Here is a 26,166-nt window from a genome sequence, read left to right on the forward strand (position 1 = left end):
GCCAGGGCGCTGAGCCAGACCCTGAGTCTGGTGACGCGGGGAGAGGTGCAGACCCTGGACGGACAACGGCTGGCGCTGGTCCCCCAGAGCATCTGCCTGCACGGGGATGGCGCCCATGCCGTCGCCTTCGCCCGGCGCCTGCGGGAGGCCCTGATCGCAAACGGGATATCGATAAGGCCTCATTGAAGGGGCGAATTCAGGCCGCGCGGCCTTCACATGGAATGGAGAAACTCATATGGATGTCAGTCTGTTATTGCCCCTGATAGGGATCCCAGTGGTGGTACTGGGGTTTGCGCTCAGGTTCAACCCGCTGCTGGTGGTGACGACGGCGGGGCTGGCGACCGGTCTGGCGAGCGGCATGTCGCTGGTCGCGCTGCTGGAGACCTTCGGCGAGAAGTTTCTCAACAGCCGGCAGCTGGCCACCTTTATCCTGATCCTGCCGGTGATCGGCCTGCTGGAGCAGTACGGGCTCAAGGAGCGGGCCCAGAGCTGGATCGCCAGCATCCGCAAGGCGACCTCGGCGCGCATCCTGATGCTCTATTTCGTGCTGCGCCAGGGCACGGCCATGCTGGGCTTGCTGAGCCTGGGGGGCCACGCCCAGACGGTGCGTCCGCTGATCGCCCCCATGGCGGAGGGGGCCGCGGTGCATCGCCACGGAGATCTGCCCAAGCCAATCCGCGACAAGATCCGGGCCCATGCGGCCGCCTGTGACAATGTGGCTGTGTTCTTCGGCGAAGACGTCTTCCTCGCCTTCGGGGCCGTCTTGCTGATGAGTGCCTTCCTGCAGGAGAACGGGATCACCGATATCGAACCGCTCTACATCGGCCTGTGGGGCATTCCGACCGCCCTGTGCGCCCTGCTGATCCACATGGGGCGTCTGCTCATGCTGGATGCCAGCATCGGCCGTGACCTTGCCGCCTGGCAGGCCAGGACCCCCGACCAAGCCGTGCTGGAGCGTGCATGATGAACAGCCTGATCACCATCAACGACATCTATTATCTCATCGGCCTCGTCGTCATGCTGCTGGTGGGCATGACGCTCTCTGACCGCCATAACCCCAAGCGCCTGACGACGGCCCTGTTCTGGTGCTGCTTTGGCGCCATCTTCCTGTTTGGCGATCTGCTGGTCAGCCAGCTGGGCAGCCAGATGGCCTACCGGATCGTGGGGGGTCTGGTGATCCTGATGGCCCTGCTGGCCGGCACCGGTCAGCTGGCGATGGGGCGTTACGCCCAGCGCAGCGATGCAGAGCGGCAAGGGTCGGCGGTCAAGCTGGGCAACCGCCTGTTCCTGCCGGCGGTCATGATCCCGGTGGCGACCGTGCTCAGCACCCTGTTGCTGGGCCATGCCAGCCTGGGGGATTACTTCGTGCTGGATCAGAAGAACGTCACCCTAACCTCGCTGGCCATCGGCACCCTGGCGGCCCTGCTGCTGGGCTGGAAGCTGACCGGCGGCACCCCCTTGCAGGCGGTGCGCGAGTCGAGGCGTCTGGTGGATGCCATCGGCTGGGCCGCCATCTTGCCGCAGATGCTCGCCATGCTGGGCGGGGTCTTCGTGGTCGCCCAGACCGGGGAGTCGGTGAAGGCGGTGGTGGACTTGTTCGTCACCCCGGACAACCTGTTCCTGATGGTGGTGATCTACTGCGTGGGCATGGCGCTGTTCACCATGATCATGGGCAATGCGTTCGCGGCCTTCCCGGTGATGACGGCGGGGATCGCCATCCCCTTTCTTATCATGGGGGCCCATGGCAACCCCGCCGCCGTGGTGGCCATCGGCATGCTGTCGGGCTATTGCGGCACCCTGATGACTCCCATGGGGGCAAACTTCAACATAGTGCCCGCCGCCCTGCTGGAGCTGGACAACAAGTATCAGGTCATCCTGGTGCAGATCCCCACCGCGCTCATGATGCTGGTCTGCAACATCTTGCTGATGTACTTCCTGGCGTTTCGCTGATGTGGTCATGACGGGGGTAGCCCGCCCGGCCTGCCCTCGTCCCTCCCCGCACCCGCTGGCCGCGCGTCGGGATTAACAGAAGGAGATGGCCATGAAGACCATTTTACTGACAGGTTTCGAACCCTTTGGCGGCGAGCCGCTCAACCCCTCCTGGGAGGCCGTGCGGCAACTCGATGGCCAGCGCCGTGGCGATCATCAGATCCGGGCGGTGCGGCTGAGCTGCGCCTTCGGCCAGGCCCTGACGGAGCTTGAGGCGGCGCTGGCGCAGCACCAGCCGGTGCTGGTGCTGGCGGTGGGTCAGGCGGGGGGACGCAGCGAGCTCAGCCTGGAGCGGATCGCCATCAATCTCGATGACGCCCGCATCCCTGACAACGCCGGGGCACAGCCCATCGACAGCCCCATAGTGGCGGATGGCCCTGCGGCCTATTTCACCACCCTGCCCATCAAGGCCATGGTGGCGGCCCTGCGTGAGGCGGGCCTGCCCGCCGCCGTCTCCCACAGCGCCGGTACCTATGTCTGCAACCACCTCTTCTACGGCCTGATGCACGAGATAGGGCGGGGCAGGCCGGGCTGCCGGGGCGGTTTCCTGCACATCCCCTATCTGCCCGAGCAGGCGGCGCGCCATCCGGCGGGCACGCCCTCGATGAGCCTGAGCCAGATAGTGCGCGGCTTGGAGGTCGGCCTCGATGCGGCGCTGCATCACGAGCGGGATCTGCGGATCACCGGGGGCACGACCCACTGAGGGCGTGGCAATGGTTGCCTCGACCTGGCCTCCTTGTTAGCCTCTGCGACATTGATACAGGAGAAACCAATGAGCAAGGTACTGGATGAGCTGCTGGCACTGCTGGCGCTCGAGAAAATCGAGGAGGGCCTGTTTCGGGGCCAGAGCCAGGATCTCGGCCTGCGGGCCGTGTTTGGCGGGCAGGTGATGGGGCAGGCCCTGTCGGCCGCCAAGCAGACGGTGGCCAGCGATCGCCAGGTACACAGTTTCCATTCCTATTTCCTGCGCCCCGGCGATGCCAATCGCCCCATCATCTATGACGTGGAGAACATCCGCGACGGCCAGACCATCTCCACCCGCCGGGTCAAGGCCATCCAGGGCGGCAAGCCCATCTTCTACCTCAATGCCTCCTTCCAGGTAGAGGCCGAAGGCTTCGAGCATCAGGCCCAGATGCCCGCCGGCATCACGCCCCCCGAGCAGCTCAAGAGCGAGCTGGAGCTGGTGCGCCCCTACGAGCAGCAGATCCCGCCCGCCCTGCGCGACAAGATCCTGTGCGAGAAGCCCATCGAAATTCGCCCGGTGACCCTGGTCGACCCCATACGTCCCGATGTGCACCAGCCCCTGCGCCACGTCTGGTTCAAGGCCAACGGCCAGATGCCCGACGATCAGCGGGTCCACAAGTATCTGCTGGCCTACGCCTCGGATTTCCACTTCCTGTTTACCGCCCTGCAGCCCCACGGGGTGTCGTACTGGGAGCCGGACATGCAGGTGGCCACCATAGATCACTCCATGTGGTTCCACCGGGACTTCAGGCTCGATGACTGGCTGCTCTACGTGGTGGACAGCCCGAGCGCCAGCGCCGGGCGTGGTCTGGTGCGTGGTCAGTTCTTCACCCGTGACGGCGTGCTGGTGGCGAGCACGGCCCAAGAGGGAGTGATCCGCCGCCGCGCTGCGGATGCGTGAACGCCTCTTCATCCGTGACGGGGTGCTGGTGGCGAGCACGACTCAAGAGGGAGTGATCCGCCGCCGCGCTGCGGATGCGTGAACGCCTCTTCACCCGTGACGGGGTGCTGGTGGCGAGCACGGCCCAGGAGGGCGTGATCCGCCGCCGCGCTGCGGATGCGTGAACGCCTCTTCACCCGTGACGGGGTGCTGGCGGCGAGCACCGCCCAGGAGGGAGTGATCCGCCGCCGGGGCTGAGACGCTTCACTCAACCAATAAAAACGGGAGCCACTGGCTCCCGTTTTGCTGTTCGAGGTCGGCGATCAGGCCGTTTCGCGTTCGGGGCCGAGCCGGCTTTGCTCCCCCTGGGCGAAGCGATCGGCCCAGAGGGCGATGACGCCGTCGCCGGTGACGTTGCAGGCGGTGCCAAAGCTGTCCTGGGCCAGGTAGAGGGCGATCATCAGGGCGATGGAGGCCTCGCCAAACCCCAGCATGGAGGTGAGCAGGCCGAGGGCCGACATGACGCCGCCCCCCGGGGCGCCGGGCGCCGCTATCATGATGACGCCCAGCATCATGATGAAGGGCAGCATGGTGCCGTAGCCCGGGATGGCCAGGTGCTCGGAGAGGTACATGACGGCGGTGGCGCAGGTCACCAGGGTGATGGTGGAGCCGCACAGGTGGATGGTGGCGCACAGGGGCACGGTGAAGTTGGCGATCCCCTCGCTCACCCCGTTCTGGCGGCTGGCGCGCAGGGCCACGGGGATGGTGGCGGCGCTGGACATGGTGCCCAGGGCGGTGAAATAGGCGGGCAGCATGTTCTTCAGCAGCAGGAGCGGCGAGCGGCCAAACGCCAGCCCTGTGCCGAGGAAGAGCAGGCACAGCCAGATCCAGTGCATGACGATGGCCATCACCAGCACCACGCCGAAGGTCTTGAGGGTGGCGAAGACGGTGCCCTCCACCGTCATCTCGATGAAGACACCGGCGATGTAGATGGGCAGCAGGGGGATGATCACCCGGGCCAGCAGGCGGTCGATGATGTCGCGGCCCTGATCGGCGATGCGGCGCAGGTCAGTGGCCTCGTTGGCGCTGATGCCGATGCCGAAGATGAAGGCGGCGGCCAGGGCCGACATCACCCCGAACAGCGGCGGTATCTCCATGCCGATGTAGGAGACCAGCTTGCTGGCGGGGTCCGCGCTGGCGGTGGCGGCTTCGGTCAGGGTCGGGATCAGCTGGCGGGCCAGGGTGAAGGCGAAGGTGCCGGCCAAAATGGTGGAGCCATAGGCCAGGGCCACCGTCTTGCCGAGCAGCTTGCCGGAGTTCTTCGGCAGGCTGGCGATGCCGCTGGTGATGAAGAACAGGATGATGAGGGGGATGGTGAAGCCAATCAGCTGACCGATCACCGTCTTGGCGGTGAACAGCAGGCGGGCGACCCATTCCGGGGCATAGAGGCCGAGCAGCAGGCCGGCGAGGATGCCGGCGAGGAGTTTGAGCACGAGTTTCATGGGGCAGATCCGGTGTGAGTGTCTGATTTGTTATCTTATTCTGAATTTAGTGCGGCTTTTTAACACATATTCAGCGTTATGTCTGTCTATGCCTTGTTATGTCAGTGTTAAATGTTGTGTGGCACCGCCCGCCCTCCGGCAGGGCAGGCCCTGGCGCGTCGACTCGAACGATCAGAGGGCGGTTTTTCGCAGCAGCAGGTGCAGCCAGAGGGCATCCGGCGAAGGGGACTCCCCGCCGAGTGCAGGGGAAGCCAGACGGGGCAGGGGCGCCAGCCAGCGGCGCGTCTGGCAAAGACCATGGGCGGCAAACGGGGGCGCGTCCTCATCCAGGCCGAGGGGCGCTGGGAGGTTGCAGTAGAGCAGGCCGCCCACCTTGAGCAGGGCGCCCAGTCGCGCCAGCATTGCCGCCAGCCGCGCCGGCTCGCGCCCCGGATCAGGCAACAGATCGCAGGCCCAGATGCCGTCGAAGGGCACCACAGTGGTCAGGGTCAGGATGTCGCCGACCCGCACCGGCAGAGCGCCATGGCGGGAGGCGCGCCGGGCAGCGGCCAGATCCCGCTCGATGGCGCTGACCACATGACCCTCTTGCTGAAAATGGCGGGCATCCTGCCCCTCGCCGCAGCCCGCATCCAGCAGATGGGCCCCGGGCGCAAGCTCGGCCAGGAAGGCGCGATAGAGGGGGGCGCGCGCGGTGCAGAGGGCATGGAGGTCGACGGCGTCTGGCATGGGCATCTGTGGGATCCTGGGCTGGAGGCGGGGAGCCATGTTAACAAGGCCGGGGGCGGCCATGCCAGGGGTTGTTCACCCTGGGCGCTCCCGCTGCCGTCACGGGCGGGCGGGGGGCATGTGGCGCAGCTGGATGAACAGGCAGTCGAGCAGATAATCGGCCTCGGCGGCCAGGTCGATGCGTTCGGGAAAATGCAGCCAGTTGAGGATGTAGCCATCCAGGGTGCAGTGGAGCAGGGTGGCGGCGCGTCCCAGATCCAGATTGGCGGGGAGCTGGCCATGGCGCACGCCGTTGGCGAGGGATCGCTCCAGATCCTGGGTGAAACGCAGGGACTGCTGGCGGGTGTGCTCGCGCAGGAAGAGGGCCTCTCCCTCTATGGTTTCCAGGCTGAACATGATGGCGAACATCTGGCGATGGCCGGGATCCCGGGTGATCTTGATGAGGGCACTGTGCAGAAAGGTGCGCAGGCGCCCCAGGGGATCCGGCTCCTCGGGGTCTATGCTGGCATCGAGCTGGTGGGAGAGGGGGGCGCACAGCTCCTGCCACAGGGCGATGAACAGCTCCTCCTTGTTCTTGAAATGCCAATAGATGGCGCCCCGGGTCAAGTCCGCCACCCGGGCGATGTCGGTGAGACTGGTCTTGGCCAGGCCCTGGCGACAGAACAGATCCAGTGCCGTGTTCATGATGTGGCAGCGGGTCTGCTGGGCTTCTTCTTTGGTACGTCTGACCATCTCGTTTCGCTTAGTCCCAAAAGGGTGATTTTAATAACAAAAACCAATATACATACATTCGTGAATGTATGTATATTGCCCCATCTTAGCCCATTTTACCAAGGGGGGCCCGTTTCCCCCCCTGATTATCCGCAAGCAGATAGAGGATCAGGTGCTCCATGCATAAAAATAAAATCGCCCGTTCAGTCGGGCTAGCCTTGTTGGCCGCAGCCATGCTGGCGGGCTGTGGCGAGAAGGGGGCCGCCGAGGCGCCTGGGCAGATGCCCCCGACCTCGGTCGAGGTGGTCACCCTGCACACGGGCCCGCTGCAACTCACCACAGAGCTGACCGGTCGCACCGCACCGCTGCGGGTGGCCGAGGTGCGGCCCCAGGTGAACGGCATAGTGCTCAAGCGTCTTTTCACCGAGGGATCCGACGTCAAGGCCGGCGATCTGCTCTACCAGATTGACCCCTCCCTCTATGAGGCCGAGCTGGCCTCCGCCCGCGCCAATGTCGCCAAGGCTCAGGCCAACGAGCGCACCGCCCAGCTCAAGGCCAAGCGTTACGAATCCCTGCTCAAGGTCAAGTCCATCAGCCGTCAGGACTATGACGATGCCCTGGCCAGCTGGAAGCAGACCCAGGCAGAGGTGATGGCCGCCAGGGCCGCCCAGCGCACCGCAGAGATCAACCTGGGTTATACCCGGATCACGGCGCCCATCAGCGGCCGGATCGGCACCTCAGCGGTGACCGAGGGGGCCCTGGTGACGGCCCAGCAGGCCAGCGCCCTGACCACCATACAGCAGCTCGACCCCATGTATGTGGATGTGCGCCAATCCACCGCCGATCTGCTGCGCCTCAAGCGCCAGGTGGCGGCGGGCAAGCTGAGCGCCGGCCAGTCCGATGACGCCAGGGTGAGCTTCCAGCTCGAGGATGGCAGCCGCTATGGCGAATCCGGCGAGCTGCAGTTCTCCGACGTCAGCGTGGACGAGACCACCGGCATGGTGGCCCTGAGGGTGATAGTGCCGAACCCGGATCAGCTGTTGCTGCCCGGCATGTTCATGCGTGCCACCCTCAAAGAGGGGGAGCGCAGCCAGGGCCTGCTGGTGCCGCAGACCGCGGTGACCCGCACCCCCAATGGCGGTGCCAATGTGATGGTGGTGACGGCGGATAACAAGGTGGAACTGCGGGACATCCAGATCAGCCGCATCATCGGCAGCAACTGGGTGGTGGAGTCCGGCCTCAAGGCGGGTGAACGGGTGATCGTCGCCGGCTTGCAGAAGGTCAGACCCGGCGCCGATGTCGCCCCCAGCGAGCAACCGGTGCAGGCGCAAGTCGCCCCGGCCAACAAGTAGGATGGAGTAGTCGCCTCATGGCACGATTTTTCATAGATAGACCCATATTTGCCTGGGTGATCGCCTTGGTGATCATGCTGGCGGGGGGCCTGGCAATCCTGACGCTGCCGGTCTCCCAGTACCCCACCATAGCGCCGCCTGCGGTGGGAATCTCTGCCAGTTACCCCGGCGCCTCCGCCAAGACGGTGGAAGACTCGGTCACCCAGATCATCGAGCAGAACATGACGGGGCTGGATCACCTGCTCTACATGTCGTCCCAGTCCGACTCTGCCGGCAATGTGTCGGTCACCCTGACCTTCAAGCCGGGCACGGATCCGGACATCGCCCAGGTGCAGGTGCAAAACAAGCTGCAACAGGCCACCTCGCTGCTGCCGCAAGAGGTGCAACAGCAAGGCATACGGGTGCAGAAGACCTCCAGCAGCTTCCTGATGGTGGCGGGCTTCATCTCCACCGACGGCAAGATGAGCAACGATGACCTCTCCGACTATGTGGTCTCCAACATCAAGGAGCCTCTGAGCCGCCTGGACGGGGTAGGGGACATCACCCTGTTTGGCAGCCAGTACTCCATGCGGGTCTGGCTGGACCCCCATCGCCTCAACCGGGTGCAACTGACCCCGACCGACGTGAAGGCGGCGATCCAGAGCCAGAACGCCCAGGTGGCCTTCGGCAAGCTGGGGGGCACCCCTTCGGTGAGCGATCAGCAATTTACCGCCACCATCATGGGCCAGACCCGGCTCTCCACCGTGGAGCAGTTCAACGACATACTGCTGCGGGTCAACCAGGACGGCTCCAAGGTGCTGCTCAAGGACGTGGCCCGGGTCGAGCTGGGGGGCGAAAACTATGACGCCGACGCGCTCTACAACGGTCAGCCCACCTCGGCGGTCGCCATCAAGCTGGCGACCGGCGCCAACGCCCTGGATACCGCCGCAGAGGTGAAGGGCAAGATAGAGGAGCTCTCCCGCTACTTCCCGAGCAACATGAAGGTGGTCTATCCCTACGACACCACGCCGTTCGTGCAGATCTCCATCGAGGAGGTGGTGCAGACCCTGGTCGAGGCGATCTTCCTGGTGTTCTGCGTCATGTATCTGTTCTTGCAGAACTTCCGCGCGACCCTGATCCCGACCATCGCCGTGCCCGTGGTGCTGCTCGGTACCTTCGGCATCATGGCGGCGTTCGGCTTTTCCATCAACACCCTCACCATGTTCGGCATGGTGCTGGCCATCGGCCTCTTGGTGGATGACGCCATCGTGGTGGTGGAGAACGTGGAGCGCCTGATGAGCGAGGAGGGGCTCTCCCCCCTGGAGGCGACCCGCAAGTCCATGGATCAGATCACCGGGGCCCTGGTGGGCATCGCCCTGGTGCTCTCCGCCGTGTTCGTGCCCATGGCCTTCTTCGGCGGCTCTACCGGCGCCATCTATCGCCAGTTCTCCCTGACCATCGTCTCGGCCATGGTGCTCTCTGTGCTGGTGGCCCTGATCCTGACCCCGGCCCTGTGCGCCACCCTGCTCAAGCCGATGACGCACGGCGAACACGCCAGCCATCGCGGCCTGTTCGGCTGGTTCAACCGCATGTTCGACGCCAGTGCCGAGCGTTATCGCCGCGGCGTGGGCAAGGTGATCAAGCAGGGAGTTCGCTACGGCATCATCTATCTGGGGATGCTGGCGGTGCTCGCCGTCCTGTTCCTGCGCCTGCCCACCTCCTTCCTGCCGGAAGAGGATCAGGGTGTGATCATGTCCATGGTGCAGCTGCCGGTCGGTGCGACCAAGCAGCGCACCGAGGCGGTGCTGGCCGAGATGCGCGACTACTTCCTCGAGACCGAGAAGGAGAACGTGGAGTCCGTGCTGACGGTGGCGGGCTTCAGCTTCGCCGGCAGCGGCCAGAACAGCGGCATGGCCTTCATCAAGTTGAAAGACTGGGACGAGCGCCAGGGGGAGGCGCGCAGCGCCAATGCCATCATAGGCCGCGCCATGGGCTACCTGTTCAGCATCAAGGAGGCCCAGGTCTTCGCCTTCAACCTGCCTCCCATCCCGGAGCTGGGCACGGCCACCGGCTTTGACTTCTTCCTGCAAGACCGCGGTGGTCTGGGGCACGAGAAGCTGATGGAAGCCCGCAACCAGTTGCTCGGCATGGCGGCGCAGGATCCCAATCTGGTGCGGGTGCGCCCGAACGGGATGGAAGATACCCCCCAGCTCGACATCCAGATCGACTACGAGAAGGCGCTGGCCCAGGGTCTCTCCATCAGCGACATCAACAACACCCTGTCGGCGGCCTGGGGCTCGTCCTATGTGAACGACTTCATGGATCGCAACCGGGTCAAGAAGGTCTACATGCAGGCGGATGCGCCGTTTCGGATGAACCCCGAAGATCTCAAGCTGTGGTACGTGCGCAACGGTGAGGGCAAGATGGTGCCCTTCTCGGCCTTCGCCACCACCCGGTGGAGCTATGGTTCACCCCGTCTGGAGCGTTACAACGGCGTCCCCGCCATGGAGATCGTCGGTGAGGCGGCCCCCGGCAAGAGTACCGGTGACGCCATGGCGGCCATCGAGGCCATGGTGGCCCAGCTGCCGGAGGGGATCGGCATCGAGTGGACCGGACTCTCCTTCCAGGAGCGCCAGGCTGGTTCCCAGGCGCCGGCGCTCTATGCCATCTCTCTGCTGGTGGTGTTCCTGTGTCTGGCGGCCTTGTACGAGAGCTGGAGCATTCCGTTCTCCGTCATGCTGGTGGTGCCGCTCGGAGTGCTGGGGGCCATTCTGGCCGCCACCCTGCGGGGTCTGGAAAACGACGTCTACTTCCAGGTGGGCCTGCTCACCACAATCGGACTGTCGGCCAAGAACGCCATCCTCATCGTCGAGTTCGCCAAGGAGCTGTATGACAAGGGGATGGGGCTGGGTGAAGCCGTGGTCGAGGCGGCGCGCCTGCGCCTGCGGCCCATCTTGATGACCTCCCTGGCCTTCATCCTCGGGGTACTGCCGCTGGTCATCAGCAGCGGGGCGGGGGCGAGCAGCCGCAACGCCATCGGCACCGGCGTCATGGGCGGCATGATCAGTGCCACCGTGCTTGCCATCTTCTTCGTCCCGCTGTTCTTCGTGCTGGTGATGCGCTATTTCACCAAGCAGAAAAAGGATGAAGAGGGCGAAACCCTGCCCAGAGCGAGCAAGCAGGCGTGAGCCGGCGCGTGAAGCCGTGAATAGCAGATGCAAGAGAGGGAGGCCTGGCCTCCCTCTTCTTTTGTGGGGTCAGTGCACCCATAGCGTCATAGGCATGGCGCCATAGAAAAAGGGCCACTTCTTGCGAAGCGGCCCTTTCCAAACGTTTGGTGGAGCTGGGGGAGTCTGAACTGTGCTCTTAAGTCATTGATTTTAAGTTATTAAATTTTTCATGTTAAGCTTTGGTGGTACATGCAGTGGTACATACTGTAAAACCATCTTGTCTCAAGGAAAATCCAGAATATTTGGTTGACGTGTGATTGTTTCCCAAATCGGCGTTTGAATTGAACTAACTGAGGGAGTGGTGATCATCACCATTCCCTTCATGTTTGCATCAAGTCGCTTCACCCCATCACCAACTGGTCTCAATACATCAAGTTTCTGATCCACTGTGGCTCCCTCGCCTTCTGGGTTGATGCAGATGCAATGGACAATTGGTTCCACCCCGACCATCACGGGCGACGGGGACGTAGCCAGTTTTCACTGGCCAGACCATCTCTACCTTCTGGATTCTCAAGGGGATTTTCAGCCTCTCCCAGCGAGTGACCCAAGGACTACTCGACTCTCTGATTTAGTTGATGAATGTTTCCTCTGTGCGCCCCCGATTACAGCTGTGCCAGCAAGCGAACCCGTACGGTGAAGGTGGCCTATAGGCAGCCATCTAAAGGGACGATTACCGACCTGGTTATTGATTTAATTGGCCTGAAGGTGCTTGACGAAGGCGAGTGGAAAGTCAGAAAACACGGCGCCAATTTGGAATCGAACGATTTGTATTGATTTCGGATACGATGTTAATCGTAAACTGACAGGAGCGGAGTTATTTATAAAATCATATAAAATACTAGCGGTTATTTATAAGAAGTAATATTTTTCTGTCATTTTAACGGGGTTATTTATGAAGTCTAATAATGTCAATGTTTTTTTATTGTTTTTATGATTTTTCTCTTGTGTATTTTATTATATGTGATTTAATCCTTCTCAAGTTGGAGGGTGAGGTATATATGGTATACGAGCAAGATATTCGTTTGATAAAGATGACTGAGGTGTTAAAAAAAACAGGAATGTCTAAGTCCACAGTTTACAGCTTAATAAGCCACGGAATGTTTCCACAACAAGTAAGCTTGGGTATTCGCTCCGTTGCATTTGTAGAGGCGGAAGTTGATGCTTGGATTAGAAATAAAATCGCCAATAGAAATCGTTGAAACACTTATAGATATACAGATAAAACCTAACTATAAGGGTCATCTATGTATTGATAGAATAGAATGTTGAGCCACAATTTGAATGACTTGTGGTTCCTATGATGAGTAACAGTGTTCATTTATTTTATGACCATATGTTTTAAATTATTTTAATATAATAATGCCTTGAATTTCATCATCAAATTTTTGAATTTTTAAAGTGAAATCGAACCACTCAAATTTCATCATGGGACAATCTGTCCACAAAATATTTGGAGGTGGTTTGTTATCTCTAACAAAATGCTATTTGTTAACTAACTCGTCTGAGAATTCGATACAACCGTAACTGTACAGTCTAAGCCCTGCATTTCAGATCATGTTGATGGTTCATTTTTGAACTGTTGTTAGTGTGTACTGATGTCGATGACTGTTTAGATGCGTTGTCAGCCGACAATCGCTGCCAGTCAGCATCGAGGTTTCCATTTCATGATACCGATAATGCGATTGCCAGCGGCCACTGATGCGCAGAACACCCTGTTGTCAGCTGACAATCACCCTCGCAGAGGGGCTTGGTTCCATTTCACGATACCGATAATGCGATTGCCAGCGGCCACTGATGCGCAGAACACCCTGTTGTCAGCTGACAATCACACTCGCAGAGGGGCTTGGTTCCATTTCACGATACCGATAATAGAATTGCCAGCGGCCACTGAGGCGCAGATCACTCCGTTGTCAGCTGACAATCACTGCCGGTCCGCAGCCAGAATTTCATTTCACGACACCTATAATGTGTTTGCCAGCGGACACTGATGCACAGATCACTCCGTTGTCAGCTGACAATCGAGTTCGCTGGAGCCAGATTTCCATTTCACGATACCTATAATGCGAATGCCTGCGGGCCCTGATGAGCTGATTATTCCGTTGTCAGCTGACAATCGTTGCCAGCCAGCAGCCAGGATTTCATTTCACGATACCGATAATGTGGTTTCCAGCGGCCACCAAGATGAAGATCGGCAAGATGCTTGTTGGCCGGATTTCCATTTCACGATACCTATAATGCGAATGCCAGCTGGCCCTGATGAGCAGATCACCCCGTTGTCAGCTGACAATCGAGCTCGCTGGAGCCAGATTTCCATTTCACGATACCTATAATGCGAATGCCTGCTGGCCCTGATAAGCTGATTATTCCGTTGTCAGCTGACAATCGAGTTCGCTGGAGCCAGATTTCCATTTCACGATACCTATAATGCGAATGCCTGCTGGCCCTGATGAGTTGATCATTCCGTTGTCAGCTGACAATCGCTGCCAGCCAGCAGCAAGAGTTCCATTTCACGATACCTATAATGCGAATGCCTGCTGGCCCTGATGAGCTGATCATTCCGTTGTCAGCTGACAATCGCTGCCAGCTAGCAGCAAGAGTTCCATTTCACGATACCGATAGAGGCCAGGCCACCCGTTGTTAGCCGACAATTGCTACGGTGTTCTGAGATCGAGATTTAGTTAAACGGCAAACGAGATCTGAGATCCGTTTGGCATTTCAACATTGAGCTGTAGTTTTCCCCCAGCAGCCTCGACCCAGCGTTTAAGGTCCATCAGTGTAACGTCCTGTATTGATGGATCTTGATCGCAAATCATGGGTTCGGTGCCAGCCTGGGCCAGCATTTCACTGAGTTGGTTCATATGAACCTCTAGTCGCATTTGCTCTGCTTTTTCCCTGGCCTGAGTGACAACGTCGGGTATTTCTGTGGTCAATATTTCGTCAAGGACGCGTGCCATGGCTACCTCAAAAGAACACTCGATGGACTGGGTCCTGAAAAAGTCATTTTGCGCTGAACGTAAGTGGCTAAGTTCTGTACAAGATATGAGCAGTATCACCGGTGTGGGTTGAGGTGTCTACGAATGGGCTCCAATGGAGTTTTTTCGTGTTTGCTGCGGCTCTGCCGCCAGCAGCTGCACCAGTTGTAGGAGGGCTGTGTTGTTCCATTTCTCACTACCGATAATGGTGTGAGATTGATGCGGTGATAGGTGTATGGTCGCGGAATGAGGTAGTGCTGTTTAATCTTGAAGTTATCGATGCATTGTTAAGGTTGGGTCACAGAAGTGGCTGGTGAAAACAGTCAGTAAAACAATGTCAGTCAGGCTTAGCTGACCGACATTAGGTCATGGTACCGCTCTTCATTCAGTGGAAACTTGGACTGCACCTTGTCCTAGAACTTGGTGGCGATTTTAGTTGACCACGAGATTGATCAAATCCGCATTCTTGAGCTTGAAGGTACAGCCTTGCTCAATTAGCTCCTCCCGGTTGGCCAGTACCAGCGGGTAGAGCAGGGGATGTTGTTGGTGTTCACCGCTATAGCTCACTTGCATCCGCTCTAATGCGTAATGGACCAAGGGGATCCGTTGACTGATCAACAGCTGGTTCCCAGTCATGGCATAGTCTCTGGCAATGATGGCTTGCTGTCCCTCGCTGAGGCCTGGGTTGGGAACGACTACAGCGGTCACCTGGGTGTTCCACTCCAGATCTTGATCCCGGCCATGAGGGGAGGCATCCAGCAGATCCGGTTCGCCCCGAAAACGACTCATCACAAAGTCCAGATATTCCCCCTTCTTCTCGCAGTAGGCGCGTACGTGCCAGCGGATCCCGTCATAGACCAGAGTGTGGGGCACGATATTACGGCCACTCTGCTCCTCTGAACTGAGGGATACGTAGTCGACATCGACCCGCAGCTGGCCACGGGCCGCCTGCACCAAACCGCGCACAATCCTGGGGTCGATATGGCGGTTTGGCACATCCAGGATCTCGATATGGCCGTAGCGCAGATCCATCAGCGGAAGTGTCAACAGGCCCGCTTCATGCTGTCGCTGGTGCTGCTTTTCACGGTGTAGCAGCATCAGGTACTCATCCACTTTTCCCTCACTAAAGCGCGGAACAAAGTGCTCTGTGGGTCTGTATCCCTTCAGGCTTCTGTCATAGACCAACCCTTCCGGTGAGTAGTGGGTCAGGTAGTGGTTGATATCCCGTGACGCCTGTTGGCGACCGATATTGAAGGCGGTCATCAAATGATTGGTGGTCAGCCGTCCTTCCCACTGCAAGACGATCTCCAGCAGACGAAAACGCAGGGTTTGATCCCAGGTGAGCTCTTTGGGTGCCATACGTGCTCCAAAATGCGACATGTTTATGTAACCAGTATCGGCATGAGTATACAGGCTACATATAATGAGTCCATATAAAGCGGTGTCAGGGGAGTAGGTCATGCATGGCAAGCTGGTTATCACCTGCCAATTCCAAGTCTTTTGCCATTGGGAGGGGATGGCGTCACAGCCAGCGGCACCTTCCTCATATCTAGCAACTCCAATTATTACCAAAGCGACAAGTGGCTTATTTGGAGCACACAGTGCTAGGTGGGCTGCAAGCAGGGGGTGATCTGATACCCAAAAATGCAAATGCCAGCATTGCTACTACCAGACCTGCCGGAGGGGGCGATCGTTACCGTCAGCAACAGCATTACTCATTTCAAACGCCATCGTTACTGAGGTTCTATGAATTCAACGCTGATATTGGGTCAGGCGGCAATGCCACTGATCAAGGGGATTTGTTGCCTGTTGCCGGCCAAGCACGTCGGCGAACTTGTGGCCGTGATTGCAGAAGAACAGAACCGGTATGACGCTGTGGTATTAAAGGAAACCGGGGGCTCGCTTCCTTGTACTGAGTTGCGCAAATTGGTACGTTTGGCTTTGCATATTGATCGGTATCGGTTGGATCGTACTGTTCTGCCCATCTATCAAGGGCGGGAGCAACTCATGTCAGGCGCAGCTGCATTACTGGATGACGATACTACTCTTGCATGTGGTGATGCTATGCGGTTATTGGCATTGTTACTCGACAAGCTGTTGAGGGGAAGCCGTGGTAGTGCACAGGCCAAGCTTGACGGACTCACCCTTAGTGCTATGGAGCAGAGAGCACTGGCCGCCCAGTCCCCCAACACCGGCGCTGTGATGAGGGGGAGCTGGCGCCGAAAATCACGTAATCAACTTGGCCGAAGTAATTGGCTCGATGTGGTCGAAGCAGCGCTCTGGTGTTTCTGGCATAGCGACACATTGCGAGATGGAGAAGCTCTGCTTGGTGTGTTACTAGGCGCAGATATCCGGATTTGCATTGTCTATGGCATGTTGGCGGGAGCCTTTTACCTAGCTGATCAAGATGAGATCCATAACCCCTTAGTGACGAATTAACCTGTCATTTCCACCACCGGATAACAGGCATTCCCCCACAGGGTATCGGGATGGGCCATCATCAACTCGATGATCACCGGCACCAGTTTACCGAGCAGGTTGGCGCAATCCTTCAGTTGTTTGCGATTGACCGAACTGTTCCAGGTCGCACCGCCATGGATCAACTGGTTGCGCAAGGTATAGAGGCGATTAAACACCACACCCAGCAACAGCGGGGTATTGCTGCTGGCGAGCGCAAGGGTCGCCATCTTCTTGCCCTGTGCCAGCCGATCTTTCCACTGGGCTTCACTTATCTTGCCGCTGTGATAATCCCAGAAGCTTTGCAGCACAAAAGGGGTGTCCAGCAGCATGCGGATATTGCCCGAGAACTCCTGCCAGACCAGTTGCTCTATCTGCTTGTGCTCATCCAGTTCGCACAGTTTCTCCAGAAAACCTTTGAAGGTCTCCTGTTCGGAGAGGCGACGATCATCATCGATTTCAGTGGCATAAGCCGCATTGAACGCAATCCAGAGAAAGATAAAGCGGCCATCTTCATCTTCGGCCATTTCAGCGCGTTGCAGCCAGCTTAAGGCACGATGAACTCGCAGGTTGAGGTTGCTGGGAGAGTGTTCACGCAGCGTCCGGTGACGGGTTTTCAACTGTTCAAAATTCAACGATGATCTCCTTCTCAATCAGATGAATAGCCAGCTTCTGTAACCATGCCCCCTGCACACGGAATTACTGCGACCTCAACAGGCTTGTTACGAACTGGCTGGAATAGCAAAGGGTAATAACAGCGGTTACTTTCGGAGGACATCCTTCAGCTTAGCGATGGCCAGCTCCACCATTGTGGCCGACGATTTTTCCAGTGGGGCATGGTTGCACTCGGGACAGGCCTCAAACCAGGTATGGCCACGCACCATAACGTCGCTCTTGGGAGCAACCGTCTTGTGCCAGCCGCAGTGGGGGCAATGAAAGGTAAATGGATGTGGTGGTACAGGCATGATGCTCCCCAAAAAGGTCCCTTTTGGCTTAGCCTATCATGGTTCGATATTGATGGACGCACCATCGATCACAGACTGAATCGTCCCCTTCACATCGTCCGACAACTGTGTAAGAGCCGCAGAGATCTCTCTGGTAGCATCACCAAGCCGCTGATTGCCCCGGTATTCCCCCATTTTTAGGGGCACTCAAAATGGGGGGAATACCCTCAAACAATGGACATCTTAGAGTTTGCTGCAAATAGCAACATTGATACGCACAAACTCATCCCACGGGATGATATCCACTAGCTTGGCGCGGTAGTAATCCTCAACACGGCAGACTAATGGCCGCTGCTCGTAGATAGTGCATAACAGTGTCTCTTCAGCTAAATAACCACATACTCCGTCGCCACGATCGAGAAAGGCGGTTTCGGGGCTGGTGCTTACCCTGCGGCAACATTTACCGCAGGCTGTGCATGGAAAAGGTGTGAGTTGTACGTCAGGCATTATCGGGGGTCAGACGTATCAATAATTGCTGTGCTTTTGCAACCACGACGAGATGCTCCTGCTCATTCTGGTTGGCTGATGCCAGCAGATCCGCGACCTTCTGTTTCATTTCACTGAGCCACGGCTCCAACCCTTCCGCGATCATGCCGGTCATGGCTGACTCATATTGATTAGCGATATCCTGTGCAATATCGTCCACTTCCTGCATGAAACGTTCGCGTTCACGTTGCTGTTGCTCCAATTGCTGGCTCAATTGCTTCTCTTCCGGATCATCGGCGAATATGTCCCAAAGCCCGCTTAGCACGGTGATCGCTGGGCCAACCATGGGTATCCATTTACCCACCACTGCGGCCCCCCATTTTTCCATAGTTTTCGCACCGATGCCTTTCATGACAGAAGGCATCCAGTCTTTTACGATCTTCAGGCCGGTAACGATATGTTCCGGTTTCGCCATCTTGCCTACCGTCCCCGCAACTTGGTGCAGCATATCGGCATTGATGTGAGAAAGTGCGCTCGGTTTATCGCCAACCGCAGCAGTTTCAGCTCCTAGATTCACGCTATTTATCTTCACGCCATTATTGTCGGCTCGATGTAATAGTGCGGCCTCCAGTATTGCGACATCGTTATTGAACTGGTTAGCCAGAAATTCCATCTCGTCTTGCAATACCCGGCTCGTATTTGCACAGGCATCCTGATAAAAACCTTCGATTTTGCCTTGGCTTTGCTGTGGATCTTGTCTCAACGCAGATTTACTACGCTCATAAATAGTCGTGCGATTACGACCTATTTCATTTTTTATTTCCTTGCGACAGTGTCCCTGTGCAGTAACCAAGTTACGCAACAATGTATCGTATTGGCACACCGTATCACTGCCCGCATTCTTGGTTAATGTTTCGATAAAATGAGCGAGGAAATTATTTAATTGACCAGCTAATCGAGCATATACGTCATCTTGGGTAATACCATCTATAAATGTTGTTAGTGCTGCTTCGAAAGCGGGAAAACCACTATTGTTAAGCAATGCCGATTTTTGTTCTAATTTCCCTTTTAATGCTCGCTGTGCATTAACTCGAAAAATGGGAATGTCCGCCAATACACCGTGTATACCATGAGCCTCAGCTAGTAGCTGCAAGCGTTCTCGCGTTTTGTTTTTGAGTTGAATGAAATCCTCTAATGATAGTGGATTTTTTTCATTAAAAACGAGAAAGAGTTTTTTGCCGTTTGCCAGCAAATCGATAATAACCTGCAATGTTTTTATCTCTTCCGCCGCACCAGAAGGATTGACAACAAAAATAATCGCATCGGCTTTGAGCATCTGCTCGCGAGTCACCTTCTCGTGTGCCAGTGGGGCATCTACCCCCGGCGTATCGAGAATGGCATATTGGCCCCAGCGATATTCATCAACCCGATCAGTTAACGGAATATCGCCAGCCGGAGCGATATTTTGCCCAATCAGCGCATTGATGAGGGTGCTTTTACCTGCATTGTACACACCATAAACCATGATGCTGGCATCTGGCTTGCTTTGTTTCTCGGAAAATTGAAGTGCGATAGGCTTAAAGACCTTCCCCATATCTGGGTAGTCTCTCACCATCGCCTCGGTATCGTTGAAGATGCCGAATAATGAATTTAGTGATGTTTTCATAGCATTACCTTTGAGTGAGCAAGCGAGTAGTCACATTCTTCAATTTTTCAATTTCATCGCTCAGGGTGTTGACTTCGGATCCCAATGCGCTAGTTAGCATTTGGGTATCTTTTAGTAACTGTGCCGTCAGCTTGCTTGCATGATCCTGAATCACACTGGCGATGGATTGGCTGTAATTTTCTACAGCTTTAGCTTGAATAACATTCAGATTATCACCCACCGCCATTTCTATCGTGCGCGTACGAACTTGTGCCCCATCACTCATCATACTCGCCGTACCGCCAGCAAGTGTCGCCCCCGCAGCAGCCCCGACTGGGCCCGCAACGAAAAGACCGGCGATGCCGCCAAGTATTGAAGCAATGCCCCCATTACGCTTGCGGTTGCCTTTGATCACGATATCTGGAATTTCTTCGGTCACTTTATCCACGGAGAAATTGGGTAATTCGAGGGTACTGGATTGCCAAGTCTGACCTACAACGCTTTTGAACTCGCTGGTGATGTCTGAAAATATATCGGCGATAGCCTGCTCAACTATTTCTTGATGAGCTTGCGCCCATCCGCTCTGAGCCTTTTGCATGGCACTGTTCATGGCTGATTCGTTGTCACGATAGTCCACAAATTGATTGAAAGATGCATCAATCACATCTCGCATACTAGCTTGTGCTTGCCTAGTCTGACGAATAATGGCCTGTGACAGGGTTCCATGTAATATATCAAAGTCGGTAGAGAATTTTGATATTTGCTGAGAGTAAGGCTCTAGATCTTTTTGACATTCAGATAAGAATGACAAGAAGTTATTTAATGGCACGTTGCGCTTCATACGTACGCCATCTTTCTGCGATATATCGTTTAGCTTTAAAAATAATTCCACCATGCCACTATCAGCCATCAATGTAGCATCGTTAGCATTAATTTGAGCATAACGGGCCGATATAGAAATAATGCCTAGATTGTGACGTGAAACACCATTTTCATCCAACTCTTTAGCAACATGATCTCGTTGTGCTTTACGATCCTGTTCAGTTTTCATTGCCCAAGATCCAATAGGGCAATCTTTTTCTTCGTCCCAGTCGGTTTCAATGAAGTTATCACTACCGGTGAGTAGTAACAATATTTCTTTATTCTTGCTGAGTAGTTCGCGAATTTCTTTCATATCGCTAGCCCGGCCAGGTGAACCAGAGCTCATCGTATAGAGAATCAGGTCAGCATATTGAACATATTTTTCAGCCAGCTTGCCATTCTCTTCCTTGACAGAATGTAAACCGGGGGAGTCCACCCACGTTAAGCCCGGCAGGCTGAAACTCTGAATGGAGCTGGTCGCTTCGATTGCACCTACTCGAAACTCTTGTTTATTTTCAGCCTCTCGATGTGCATCACCATTACCGGCTTTAGTATTTTCGTGTGACAAGTATTCTGGTTTATTTATAAATTGACGGTTTTTCATTTCGTCAGTTGGATCGGTATCTCCCCATGCTATATAGTTGCCGAGTGAGCTTTTGCCAGATTTTACTTTACCAAATACAAATACCAGGAGGGAATCTTCAAACCCTTTTTGAAAGGCTAATCCCTTATCTCGTTCACTCAAACGATCACGCCAACTCTGATCTTGTGCGGTCAAACTTTGAATGAAATGTTTAATCTGTGAACTAAGTGGATTGCTCTGTGGTAATTTAGCTTCGGTGTCCTTTAGATGTTTCGTCATTTTTTTCTGAAAAGAGCCATAGGCCTGCTGGAAATGTTCATCCTGCTTTTTTGCCCCCTCCAAGGAGGAGGCAAATTGACCCTGAAGCTGACAAAACGATGTTAATAACTCTTCTCGTAACATCAGCATAATCCTTATAGGTTATCTTTTAATTTTTGAAGGCGTTTGCGGTAAGATTGCAAATCGTTCAGAAGATCGTCGCTATCACAGATCAGATTATGAGCGTCGTAAATAGCTGGTGATGGTGAAAGCGTGACATCATACAACGTTTCAAAACGATCCAGATTAGCTCGAGTGACATTATCCAAGAAACCCAGTTCGTAGCTTTTAATAAAGGATTGTGTGATAGAACGTGTATATATGCCCGATCCATTGATTACACCTCGATAAGATGAATCAGATGTATACCTTACCTCTACAATATCGGTGAGTGCTTGGGAAAGCATAGGCGCATAGCTATTGCCATCTTGTACGAGAGCGTTTTTTACTGCTGTGCGATCTCGCTGTTTAGCTTGCTCACGTTCAACTCGATTACGTTCAGCGCGTTCATTGGCTGCTCGCTCTTCAGCTTCTCGCTCACGACGACGGTTATCACGTTGACGCTCTTCATAATCATCATCATCGTCATCGTCGGAAGACAACAGCTTATGTGCTCCATAAAGCACCGCAGCACCAATTAACCAAGGTAATGCCATATTATATATCCCTATTAAATGGAATTGAATTGTGAAACATGAGATGCTATCGTATTGTTCAATGAGTTCATCGTGTTGTTAAAGGATGAAAATCCATTGACGAGCAGTTGTTGAGTTTCAGCTTTAGTTTTAGACACTTGTTTTTCTGCTTTGGTTAGTTTTGCTAAAATAGCATCCAATGCCTGCACTTGACGCTCACGCTTCACTGCCGAAATTTGAGTGAAGTTAATAGTATTCAAGTGCTGCTCAAGATCAGGAATATGGCTGGCCTTCTTGAGGCCATCTTTATGTTCGGTGACGCCAGTCTTATAACGGGTGCCGGAAGTTTGAAATATGCGAGGAACAAAACCCAACAGAGATTGACACTGTTCCCCAATTTTCTGTTCAATAAGGCTAATTTTATCCGAGTTCTCTTTATCTGATTTGCTCAGCACAATGATGATATTTTGTTCGGCATATTTACCAAAAGATGTTTTCAGATCTTGCAGAAAATCGAGTTCATTTTTTTCGAGTTCACCTTGTGGCTGATGCACAAATAACACTACGTCAGCTTTTGCGGCACCTTGATTGGCGACCTTATCATCGGCATCATTGGCATCGAGGCCCGGCGTGTCGAGGAAGGTAAAGCGATCCGTTTCAAACCGCTTGAGTTCAGCTGTTTCACGCCGATCGGCGGTGCGGAAAAATTCAGTTTCAAGCTGATTGGTCAGCATGTTCAACAGGTAGCTTTTACCTGCATTCATCAATCCCCAGGCAGCCACAACCGGCTTGTCTTCGGTGATTTTTTGTGTCAAGAGTTTATCTGCTTCTTGGAAAAGATCTATATATTTAGATTTCATTTAGCAATCCATTAGTATTTGCATTGTCAGTCTTTCAGGAAAAAGGTAATGCCATCTTTTTTATACCCTCGACGCACTAATTCTTTCAAAGCGACAGTTCTAGGTATTGTAGATGATATTTTTCCAAGTGAGATGCCTGCAAGCTCTTGATCGGACATATACTTTACTTCTAGGTTATTAAAAGCCTTCTCTACACGTTTAGCAGAGTCAAACATATCAAAAAGTCCCATATTGTTTACTCCCTTTATTCCATCAATAAAGCCAAGTGAAATTATACTTGCACATCCAAAATAGATGTCGTTATTTTCTGGATCTTTTGCTCAAGATCATCCATAAATCGCTGCGCCAATGACTCTGGTGAAATAATTTTTATCTCAGGCAGCCAATAGCGTAACCAGCGGAAAAGATACTGCGGTTCTGTGACAGTGGTAGAGATATGCAAACTACCATCAGGTAGTTTGTTTAATAATCTCTGCTCTGGAAACAGAGGACGTCGTAGGACAAATTTAGCCACGATGGGCGACACATGCAGGGTGATAAGCTGCTTGGTGCCAAAAGAGATGCCGGACGCATTCTCAAGTTCATCTATCACGTCAGGTCTTTTATCAAAGCGTTGCTCACAGGCTGAGAAGCGCTCGATGTTAGCCACTTCAAATGACTTTAATTGCTTATTTTCAAACGCAACAAGATACCAGAGCCCGCTCTGATTGATGAGCTTGTAGGGTTCGGCCTGTCGAGCCTTGTTGCGATAGGTATAGGTGATCAGAGTTTGCTGCGTGATAGCCATATTTAACTGTTGAATAATACTGCCTAGCTTGCTGTTGTCGCGGCTGGAGTACCCCTTAATCTGGTTGTGTTCGTTATTTTTCACAAACTCTTTTAACTGAGGCCCTGTCGAATTGGGGAACAACTTTGCAACATCGGCAAAGGCAGAAAAAGATCTCAATTCATTAATATGAAGCTGGGGTTGCAGCGATGCCGCCAACTGATACTTTCCAGAGCCTGAAGGCATTTCCTCCAGCAGATGAGACAACCTGGATAAGTCACGATATGCCGTCCGTTCAGTGATGTGAAAGCGTTGACATAACCAGAGTCTGTCAACTTGCTCACCTTGATACAGGTAAGACAGTATGCCGCTTATGCGGTCAATTAACGTGTCATGTTTTGAACTCACTTTCTTCATCCTGAACCACGCTGAGTATGCTGAGCATTGTAACGCAAGGTGCTGACAGGTCATGTCAGTTGAGTCCATCTTTATATTTAATCATGCAAAAACGGGAGCTAAATCACAGGTGGCGATTCAGGAAGCAGAACTGTGGCTATCACCAGCGTTCGATAGCCGAGACCGCCATGTACCGGTTCAAGCAACTCATCGGGCCGAAGCTGAGCCTGCGGAACAACAACGCCTCACAACTGCCCAGCTTATCGCAGCTGATCGGGGTGGCAGCTCGATTTCACGCTACCGATAATGCTTTGCTCCATGCTGATGAGGCTGCGATTGTGGAGCTACAATAGCCCAGCTCATTTCAGTTGATCGGGATGGCTGCTCAATTTGATACTACCGAGGCGTTGTTGTCCAAATCAGCTATCAAGTCATGACTTCCCCAGCCTCAGGTGACCGCTACACTCGGGGCTGTCTGACAGGCAGACCAAGGGTATTTAGTTTGTTCATTGCCTTCACATACGCCATCACTTCGCCCACTTGGCCGTTGTAGTTACGCAGACTGATTTTCCCCGTCAGCAACTGCTTGAACCGATACATCGCCGTCTCTGCCAGCGAGCGACGGTGATACCCCGATATCTTCTTCCAATGCGCCAGCCCTTCCTTGCGCATCACAAGCACAGCGTCATTTCTTGGGTGTCCTTTTTTCCATACCCCCGCGCTCTTGCGGGGCGGGATACAGGCGCTTGCCCCCTTGCGGGCTATCAGCCGATGGCAGGCCTTGGTGTTATAGGCGCCATCCGCATAAACATGTCCCAGCTTACGCCGCAGAGGGTTGAGCAAGGTGGGCAACACCTCGGCATCATGGATATTTACCAACGAGACTTCCGCCGCCACGATATCGTGGGTCACTGGGTCTACCGCCAGATGCAACTTACGCCAGACTCGCCGCTTTTCGGCCCCGTGCTTTCTGACCTTCCACTCGCCTTCACCAAACACCTTCAGGCCAGTCGAGTCGATAACCAGGTCGGTGATGCGCCCCTTGCTGGGCTGCCGATAGGCCACTGTTACCGTGCGGGCCCGTTTGCTGACACAACTGTAATCGGGGGCACAAAGTGGTACGTTCATCAACTCGAACAGGGAGTCGAGTAGTCCCTGAGTAGCCCGCAGAGTGAGGTTGAAAATTCCCTTGAGCATCAGGAAGGTACAGATGGTCTGGTCAGTGTAAAGCTGGCTGCGGCCCCGCCGCCCATGATGGTCGTGGTGAAACCAGTTGCTCGTGGCCTCAGCATCAACCTAGAAGGTGAGTGAACCACGGTTAATCAAAGACTTGTTGTATTTAGGCCAGTTGGTGATGGGGTGAAGTGACGTGGTCATGATGCAGACTTGAAGAGGATGCTGGTGATCAGATCACCGAGTCCTCAGTTAGTTCCATTCAAGCTGCATCGATTTGGGCAACAGCGCCTACTACCGATAATCGTTACCACTGATGTAGGAGGTTAGAATTGTGGGGCAACAACGGGCAGAGCCGAGGTGATTGCCTAGCAGCGGTTCAATCTGACGCTACCGATAATGGCTGCTCTGGTTCATAAGCTCCTGATTGGGCAAAACCGAGATGGCTACTTGGTAGCAGTTCGATTTCACAGTGTCTCTCGGCAGGCCATATAATACGTGCCCCACAACTCGCTAGCGGGTCGTCCATGCATTTTAATACCTATATCTAACAACAACAGCTCCCACTGCCGTGTATCGCGAAAAGCCATCTCACGAGCCTGTTCGATGCTATGGGTAGAATAGGCACGGAGCAATTTGTCTGATGTCGTCGAAAACAACCGTTCAAAAAACGCTAGATCTTTCGCAGCCATAACTTGTGAGCGCAATGTTTTTAGATGCATTTTATCCATTTGTGAATACCGAACTGCATCATCAATAAATGCATCACAAACCTCATATGGCATCTCATGGGACCTCCCATGAGTACTGAGGGCTACGATTAGCAGAATGATTGTCGTCATCACCAGATCCCTGCCAGCATGAATAAACTAGTCTAGCAGTAACTAATGGAACCCGTTGAAGGTCGATCTCCGGTGAGAGGATTGCATACAGTACACGTTGAACGAACAAACATAC

General features: G+C 54.8%; 24 protein-coding genes and 3 pseudogenes. 11 read left to right on the forward strand and 16 right to left on the reverse strand.

Going from position 1 to position 26,166, the window contains the following annotated elements:
- From BN1119_RS04860 to tesB, 5 genes are all read left to right on the forward strand, one after another.
- Positions 1-186 (forward strand): LamB/YcsF family protein (locus BN1119_RS04860; RefSeq protein ID WP_041994803.1); only part of this gene is annotated, 186 nt, incomplete at its 5' end.
- 49 nt (positions 187-235) lie between these two features.
- The gene (locus BN1119_RS04865; protein WP_041994806.1) at positions 236-964 is read left to right on the forward strand and encodes a DUF969 domain-containing protein; all 729 of its coding nucleotides are present in this window, start codon (positions 236-238) and stop codon (positions 962-964) included.
- Positions 961-1,950 (forward strand): DUF979 domain-containing protein, encoded by a 990-nt coding sequence (locus BN1119_RS04870; RefSeq protein WP_209434887.1) that lies wholly within the window; start codon positions 961-963, stop codon positions 1,948-1,950. The genes BN1119_RS04865 and BN1119_RS04870 overlap by 4 nt, the downstream gene beginning before the upstream one ends.
- A gap of 91 nt (positions 1,951-2,041) precedes the next feature.
- Positions 2,042-2,692, forward strand: a complete 651-nt coding sequence (pcp, locus tag BN1119_RS04875) for a pyroglutamyl-peptidase I (RefSeq protein ID WP_041994812.1) — start codon at positions 2,042-2,044, stop codon at positions 2,690-2,692.
- A 69-nt stretch (positions 2,693-2,761) separates the two neighbouring features.
- The gene (tesB, locus tag BN1119_RS04880) at positions 2,762-3,634 is read left to right on the forward strand and encodes an acyl-CoA thioesterase II (RefSeq protein WP_041994815.1); all 873 of its coding nucleotides are present in this window, start codon (positions 2,762-2,764) and stop codon (positions 3,632-3,634) included.
- A 302-nt stretch (positions 3,635-3,936) separates the two neighbouring features.
- On the opposite strand, the gene BN1119_RS04885 is transcribed toward tesB, so the two are convergent.
- The 3 genes from BN1119_RS04885 to BN1119_RS04895 all read right to left on the reverse strand — a co-directional run bounded on the left by BN1119_RS04885 (position 3,937) and on the right by BN1119_RS04895 (position 6,573).
- On the reverse strand, positions 3,937-5,115 hold the full coding sequence (locus BN1119_RS04885; RefSeq protein WP_041994820.1) for a dicarboxylate/amino acid:cation symporter: 1,179 nt from the start codon (positions 5,113-5,115) through the stop codon (positions 3,937-3,939).
- A 171-nt stretch (positions 5,116-5,286) separates the two neighbouring features.
- Positions 5,287-5,847, reverse strand: a complete 561-nt coding sequence (locus tag BN1119_RS20380; protein WP_052448024.1) for a class I SAM-dependent methyltransferase — start codon at positions 5,845-5,847, stop codon at positions 5,287-5,289.
- Positions 5,848-5,940: 93 nt separating this feature from the next.
- Positions 5,941-6,573, reverse strand: coding sequence for a TetR family transcriptional regulator (locus tag BN1119_RS04895; RefSeq protein WP_041994823.1), 633 nt, complete (start codon positions 6,571-6,573; stop codon positions 5,941-5,943).
- Between the two features lie 158 nt (positions 6,574-6,731).
- Here BN1119_RS04895 and BN1119_RS04900 point away from each other — a divergent pair, with 158 nt between their 5' ends.
- Positions 6,732-7,904 (forward strand): efflux RND transporter periplasmic adaptor subunit, encoded by a 1,173-nt coding sequence (locus BN1119_RS04900; protein WP_041994826.1) that lies wholly within the window; start codon positions 6,732-6,734, stop codon positions 7,902-7,904.
- 17 nt (positions 7,905-7,921) lie between these two features.
- Entirely contained in the window at positions 7,922-11,071 is a 3,150-nt protein-coding gene (locus tag BN1119_RS04905) for an efflux RND transporter permease subunit (RefSeq protein ID WP_041994829.1), read from the forward strand.
- A gap of 264 nt (positions 11,072-11,335) precedes the next feature.
- On the opposite strand, the gene BN1119_RS20385 is transcribed toward BN1119_RS04905, so the two are convergent.
- Positions 11,336-11,500: a hypothetical protein gene (locus tag BN1119_RS20385; RefSeq protein ID WP_157438624.1), complete on the reverse strand. Its 165-nt coding sequence runs from the start codon at positions 11,498-11,500 to the stop codon at positions 11,336-11,338.
- Between BN1119_RS20385 and BN1119_RS04910 the strand changes: the two are divergent.
- Positions 11,444-11,860 (forward strand): annotated as a pseudogene (locus BN1119_RS04910) (transposase); the annotation flags it as partial. The gene BN1119_RS20385 and the pseudogene BN1119_RS04910 sit on opposite strands and share 57 nt — an antisense overlap.
- Positions 11,861-12,018: 158 nt before the next feature.
- Positions 12,019-12,312: a helix-turn-helix transcriptional regulator gene (locus BN1119_RS19795; RefSeq protein ID WP_226009570.1), complete on the forward strand. Its 294-nt coding sequence runs from the start codon at positions 12,019-12,021 to the stop codon at positions 12,310-12,312.
- Between the two features lie 1,479 nt (positions 12,313-13,791).
- Here the strand turns inward: BN1119_RS19795 and BN1119_RS04920 are convergent.
- Positions 13,792-14,067, reverse strand: a complete 276-nt coding sequence (locus BN1119_RS04920; protein WP_041994832.1) for a hypothetical protein — start codon at positions 14,065-14,067, stop codon at positions 13,792-13,794.
- Between the two features lie 450 nt (positions 14,068-14,517).
- Positions 14,518-15,444, reverse strand: coding sequence for a BrxR family helix-turn-helix transcriptional regulator (locus BN1119_RS04925; protein ID WP_041994835.1), 927 nt, complete (start codon positions 15,442-15,444; stop codon positions 14,518-14,520).
- Positions 15,445-15,831: 387 nt separating this feature from the next.
- On the opposite strand from BN1119_RS04925, the gene BN1119_RS20845 reads away from it, so the two are divergent.
- A complete protein-coding gene (locus BN1119_RS20845; RefSeq protein WP_244463680.1) occupies positions 15,832-16,524 on the forward strand; it encodes an ADP-ribosylglycohydrolase in 693 nt (230 codons plus the stop codon).
- Here the strand turns inward: BN1119_RS20845 and BN1119_RS04935 are convergent.
- From BN1119_RS04935 to BN1119_RS04955, 8 genes are all read right to left on the reverse strand, one after another.
- Positions 16,521-17,177: a HEPN domain-containing protein gene (locus tag BN1119_RS04935; protein WP_041994838.1), complete on the reverse strand. Its 657-nt coding sequence runs from the start codon at positions 17,175-17,177 to the stop codon at positions 16,521-16,523. The two genes, BN1119_RS20845 and BN1119_RS04935, sit on opposite strands and share 4 nt — an antisense overlap.
- A 552-nt stretch (positions 17,178-17,729) precedes the next feature.
- Positions 17,730-17,993 carry a YkgJ family cysteine cluster protein gene (locus BN1119_RS21100; protein ID WP_084205292.1) on the reverse strand — a complete coding sequence of 88 codons (264 nt, stop codon included), beginning with the start codon at positions 17,991-17,993 and terminating at the stop codon, positions 17,730-17,732.
- A complete protein-coding gene (locus BN1119_RS04940; RefSeq protein WP_041994841.1) occupies positions 17,986-19,638 on the reverse strand; it encodes a dynamin family protein in 1,653 nt (550 codons plus the stop codon). The genes BN1119_RS21100 and BN1119_RS04940 overlap by 8 nt, the downstream gene beginning before the upstream one ends.
- A gap of 4 nt (positions 19,639-19,642) precedes the next feature.
- Positions 19,643-21,463: a dynamin family protein gene (locus BN1119_RS04945; protein ID WP_041994844.1), complete on the reverse strand. Its 1,821-nt coding sequence runs from the start codon at positions 21,461-21,463 to the stop codon at positions 19,643-19,645.
- Positions 21,464-21,474: 11 nt separating this feature from the next.
- Complete coding sequence (locus BN1119_RS20390) at positions 21,475-22,035, reverse strand: hypothetical protein (protein ID WP_157438625.1); 561 nt, start codon at positions 22,033-22,035, stop codon at positions 21,475-21,477.
- Between the two features lie 14 nt (positions 22,036-22,049).
- A complete protein-coding gene (locus BN1119_RS19630; RefSeq protein ID WP_052448025.1) occupies positions 22,050-22,874 on the reverse strand; it encodes a GTPase in 825 nt (274 codons plus the stop codon).
- A gap of 26 nt (positions 22,875-22,900) precedes the next feature.
- Complete coding sequence (locus tag BN1119_RS20395; protein WP_157438626.1) at positions 22,901-23,104, reverse strand: hypothetical protein; 204 nt, start codon at positions 23,102-23,104, stop codon at positions 22,901-22,903.
- 41 nt (positions 23,105-23,145) lie between these two features.
- Positions 23,146-24,057 (reverse strand): helix-turn-helix transcriptional regulator, encoded by a 912-nt coding sequence (locus BN1119_RS04955; protein ID WP_041994847.1) that lies wholly within the window; start codon positions 24,055-24,057, stop codon positions 23,146-23,148.
- A 77-nt stretch (positions 24,058-24,134) separates the two neighbouring features.
- On the opposite strand from BN1119_RS04955, the pseudogene BN1119_RS21105 reads away from it, so the two are divergent.
- A pseudogene (locus BN1119_RS21105) lies at positions 24,135-24,278 on the forward strand (IS5/IS1182 family transposase); the annotation flags it as partial.
- Between the two features lie 217 nt (positions 24,279-24,495).
- Here the strand turns inward: BN1119_RS21105 and BN1119_RS04965 are convergent.
- Together BN1119_RS04965 and BN1119_RS04970 are read right to left on the reverse strand one after the other, a co-directional pair.
- Positions 24,496-25,413: pseudogene (locus BN1119_RS04965) on the reverse strand (IS5 family transposase).
- Positions 25,414-25,676: 263 nt separating this feature from the next.
- Positions 25,677-26,051, reverse strand: coding sequence for a hypothetical protein (locus BN1119_RS04970; RefSeq protein ID WP_041994850.1), 375 nt, complete (start codon positions 26,049-26,051; stop codon positions 25,677-25,679).
- Between the last annotated feature and the right edge of the window lie 115 nt (positions 26,052-26,166).

The organism is Aeromonas bivalvium (genome assembly GCF_000819765.1).
Classification (GTDB): domain Bacteria; phylum Pseudomonadota; class Gammaproteobacteria; order Enterobacterales; family Aeromonadaceae; genus Aeromonas; species Aeromonas bivalvium.

What these genes read in the sequence shown, in the direction of transcription:
- BN1119_RS04865 (WP_041994806.1), top strand. Translation starts at nt 236, where the DNA reads ATGGATGTCAGTCTGTTATTGCCCCTGATAGGGATCCCAGTGGTGGTA.
- BN1119_RS04870 (WP_209434887.1), top strand. Translation starts at nt 961, where the DNA reads ATGATGAACAGCCTGATCACCATCAACGACATCTATTATCTCATCGGC.
- pcp (WP_041994812.1), top strand. Translation starts at nt 2,042, where the DNA reads ATGAAGACCATTTTACTGACAGGTTTCGAACCCTTTGGCGGCGAGCCG.
- tesB (WP_041994815.1), top strand. Translation starts at nt 2,762, where the DNA reads ATGAGCAAGGTACTGGATGAGCTGCTGGCACTGCTGGCGCTCGAGAAA.
- BN1119_RS04885 (WP_041994820.1), bottom strand. Translation starts at nt 5,115, where the DNA reads ATGAAACTCGTGCTCAAACTCCTCGCCGGCATCCTCGCCGGCCTGCTG.
- BN1119_RS20380 (WP_052448024.1), bottom strand. Translation starts at nt 5,847, where the DNA reads ATGCCCATGCCAGACGCCGTCGACCTCCATGCCCTCTGCACCGCGCGC.
- BN1119_RS04895 (WP_041994823.1), bottom strand. Translation starts at nt 6,573, where the DNA reads ATGGTCAGACGTACCAAAGAAGAAGCCCAGCAGACCCGCTGCCACATC.
- BN1119_RS04900 (WP_041994826.1), top strand. Translation starts at nt 6,732, where the DNA reads ATGCATAAAAATAAAATCGCCCGTTCAGTCGGGCTAGCCTTGTTGGCC.
- BN1119_RS04905 (WP_041994829.1), top strand. Translation starts at nt 7,922, where the DNA reads ATGGCACGATTTTTCATAGATAGACCCATATTTGCCTGGGTGATCGCC.
- BN1119_RS19795 (WP_226009570.1), top strand. Translation starts at nt 12,019, where the DNA reads ATGTCAATGTTTTTTTATTGTTTTTATGATTTTTCTCTTGTGTATTTT.
- BN1119_RS04920 (WP_041994832.1), bottom strand. Translation starts at nt 14,067, where the DNA reads ATGGCACGCGTCCTTGACGAAATATTGACCACAGAAATACCCGACGTT.
- BN1119_RS04925 (WP_041994835.1), bottom strand. Translation starts at nt 15,444, where the DNA reads ATGGCACCCAAAGAGCTCACCTGGGATCAAACCCTGCGTTTTCGTCTG.
- BN1119_RS20845 (WP_244463680.1), top strand. Translation starts at nt 15,832, where the DNA reads ATGAATTCAACGCTGATATTGGGTCAGGCGGCAATGCCACTGATCAAG.
- BN1119_RS21100 (WP_084205292.1), bottom strand. Translation starts at nt 17,993, where the DNA reads ATGCCTGACGTACAACTCACACCTTTTCCATGCACAGCCTGCGGTAAA.
- BN1119_RS04940 (WP_041994841.1), bottom strand. Translation starts at nt 19,638, where the DNA reads ATGAAAACATCACTAAATTCATTATTCGGCATCTTCAACGATACCGAG.
- BN1119_RS04945 (WP_041994844.1), bottom strand. Translation starts at nt 21,463, where the DNA reads ATGTTACGAGAAGAGTTATTAACATCGTTTTGTCAGCTTCAGGGTCAA.
- BN1119_RS20390 (WP_157438625.1), bottom strand. Translation starts at nt 22,035, where the DNA reads ATGGCATTACCTTGGTTAATTGGTGCTGCGGTGCTTTATGGAGCACAT.
- BN1119_RS19630 (WP_052448025.1), bottom strand. Translation starts at nt 22,874, where the DNA reads ATGAAATCTAAATATATAGATCTTTTCCAAGAAGCAGATAAACTCTTG.
- BN1119_RS20395 (WP_157438626.1), bottom strand. Translation starts at nt 23,104, where the DNA reads ATGGGACTTTTTGATATGTTTGACTCTGCTAAACGTGTAGAGAAGGCT.
- BN1119_RS04955 (WP_041994847.1), bottom strand. Translation starts at nt 24,057, where the DNA reads ATGAAGAAAGTGAGTTCAAAACATGACACGTTAATTGACCGCATAAGC.
- BN1119_RS04970 (WP_041994850.1), bottom strand. Translation starts at nt 26,051, where the DNA reads ATGACGACAATCATTCTGCTAATCGTAGCCCTCAGTACTCATGGGAGG.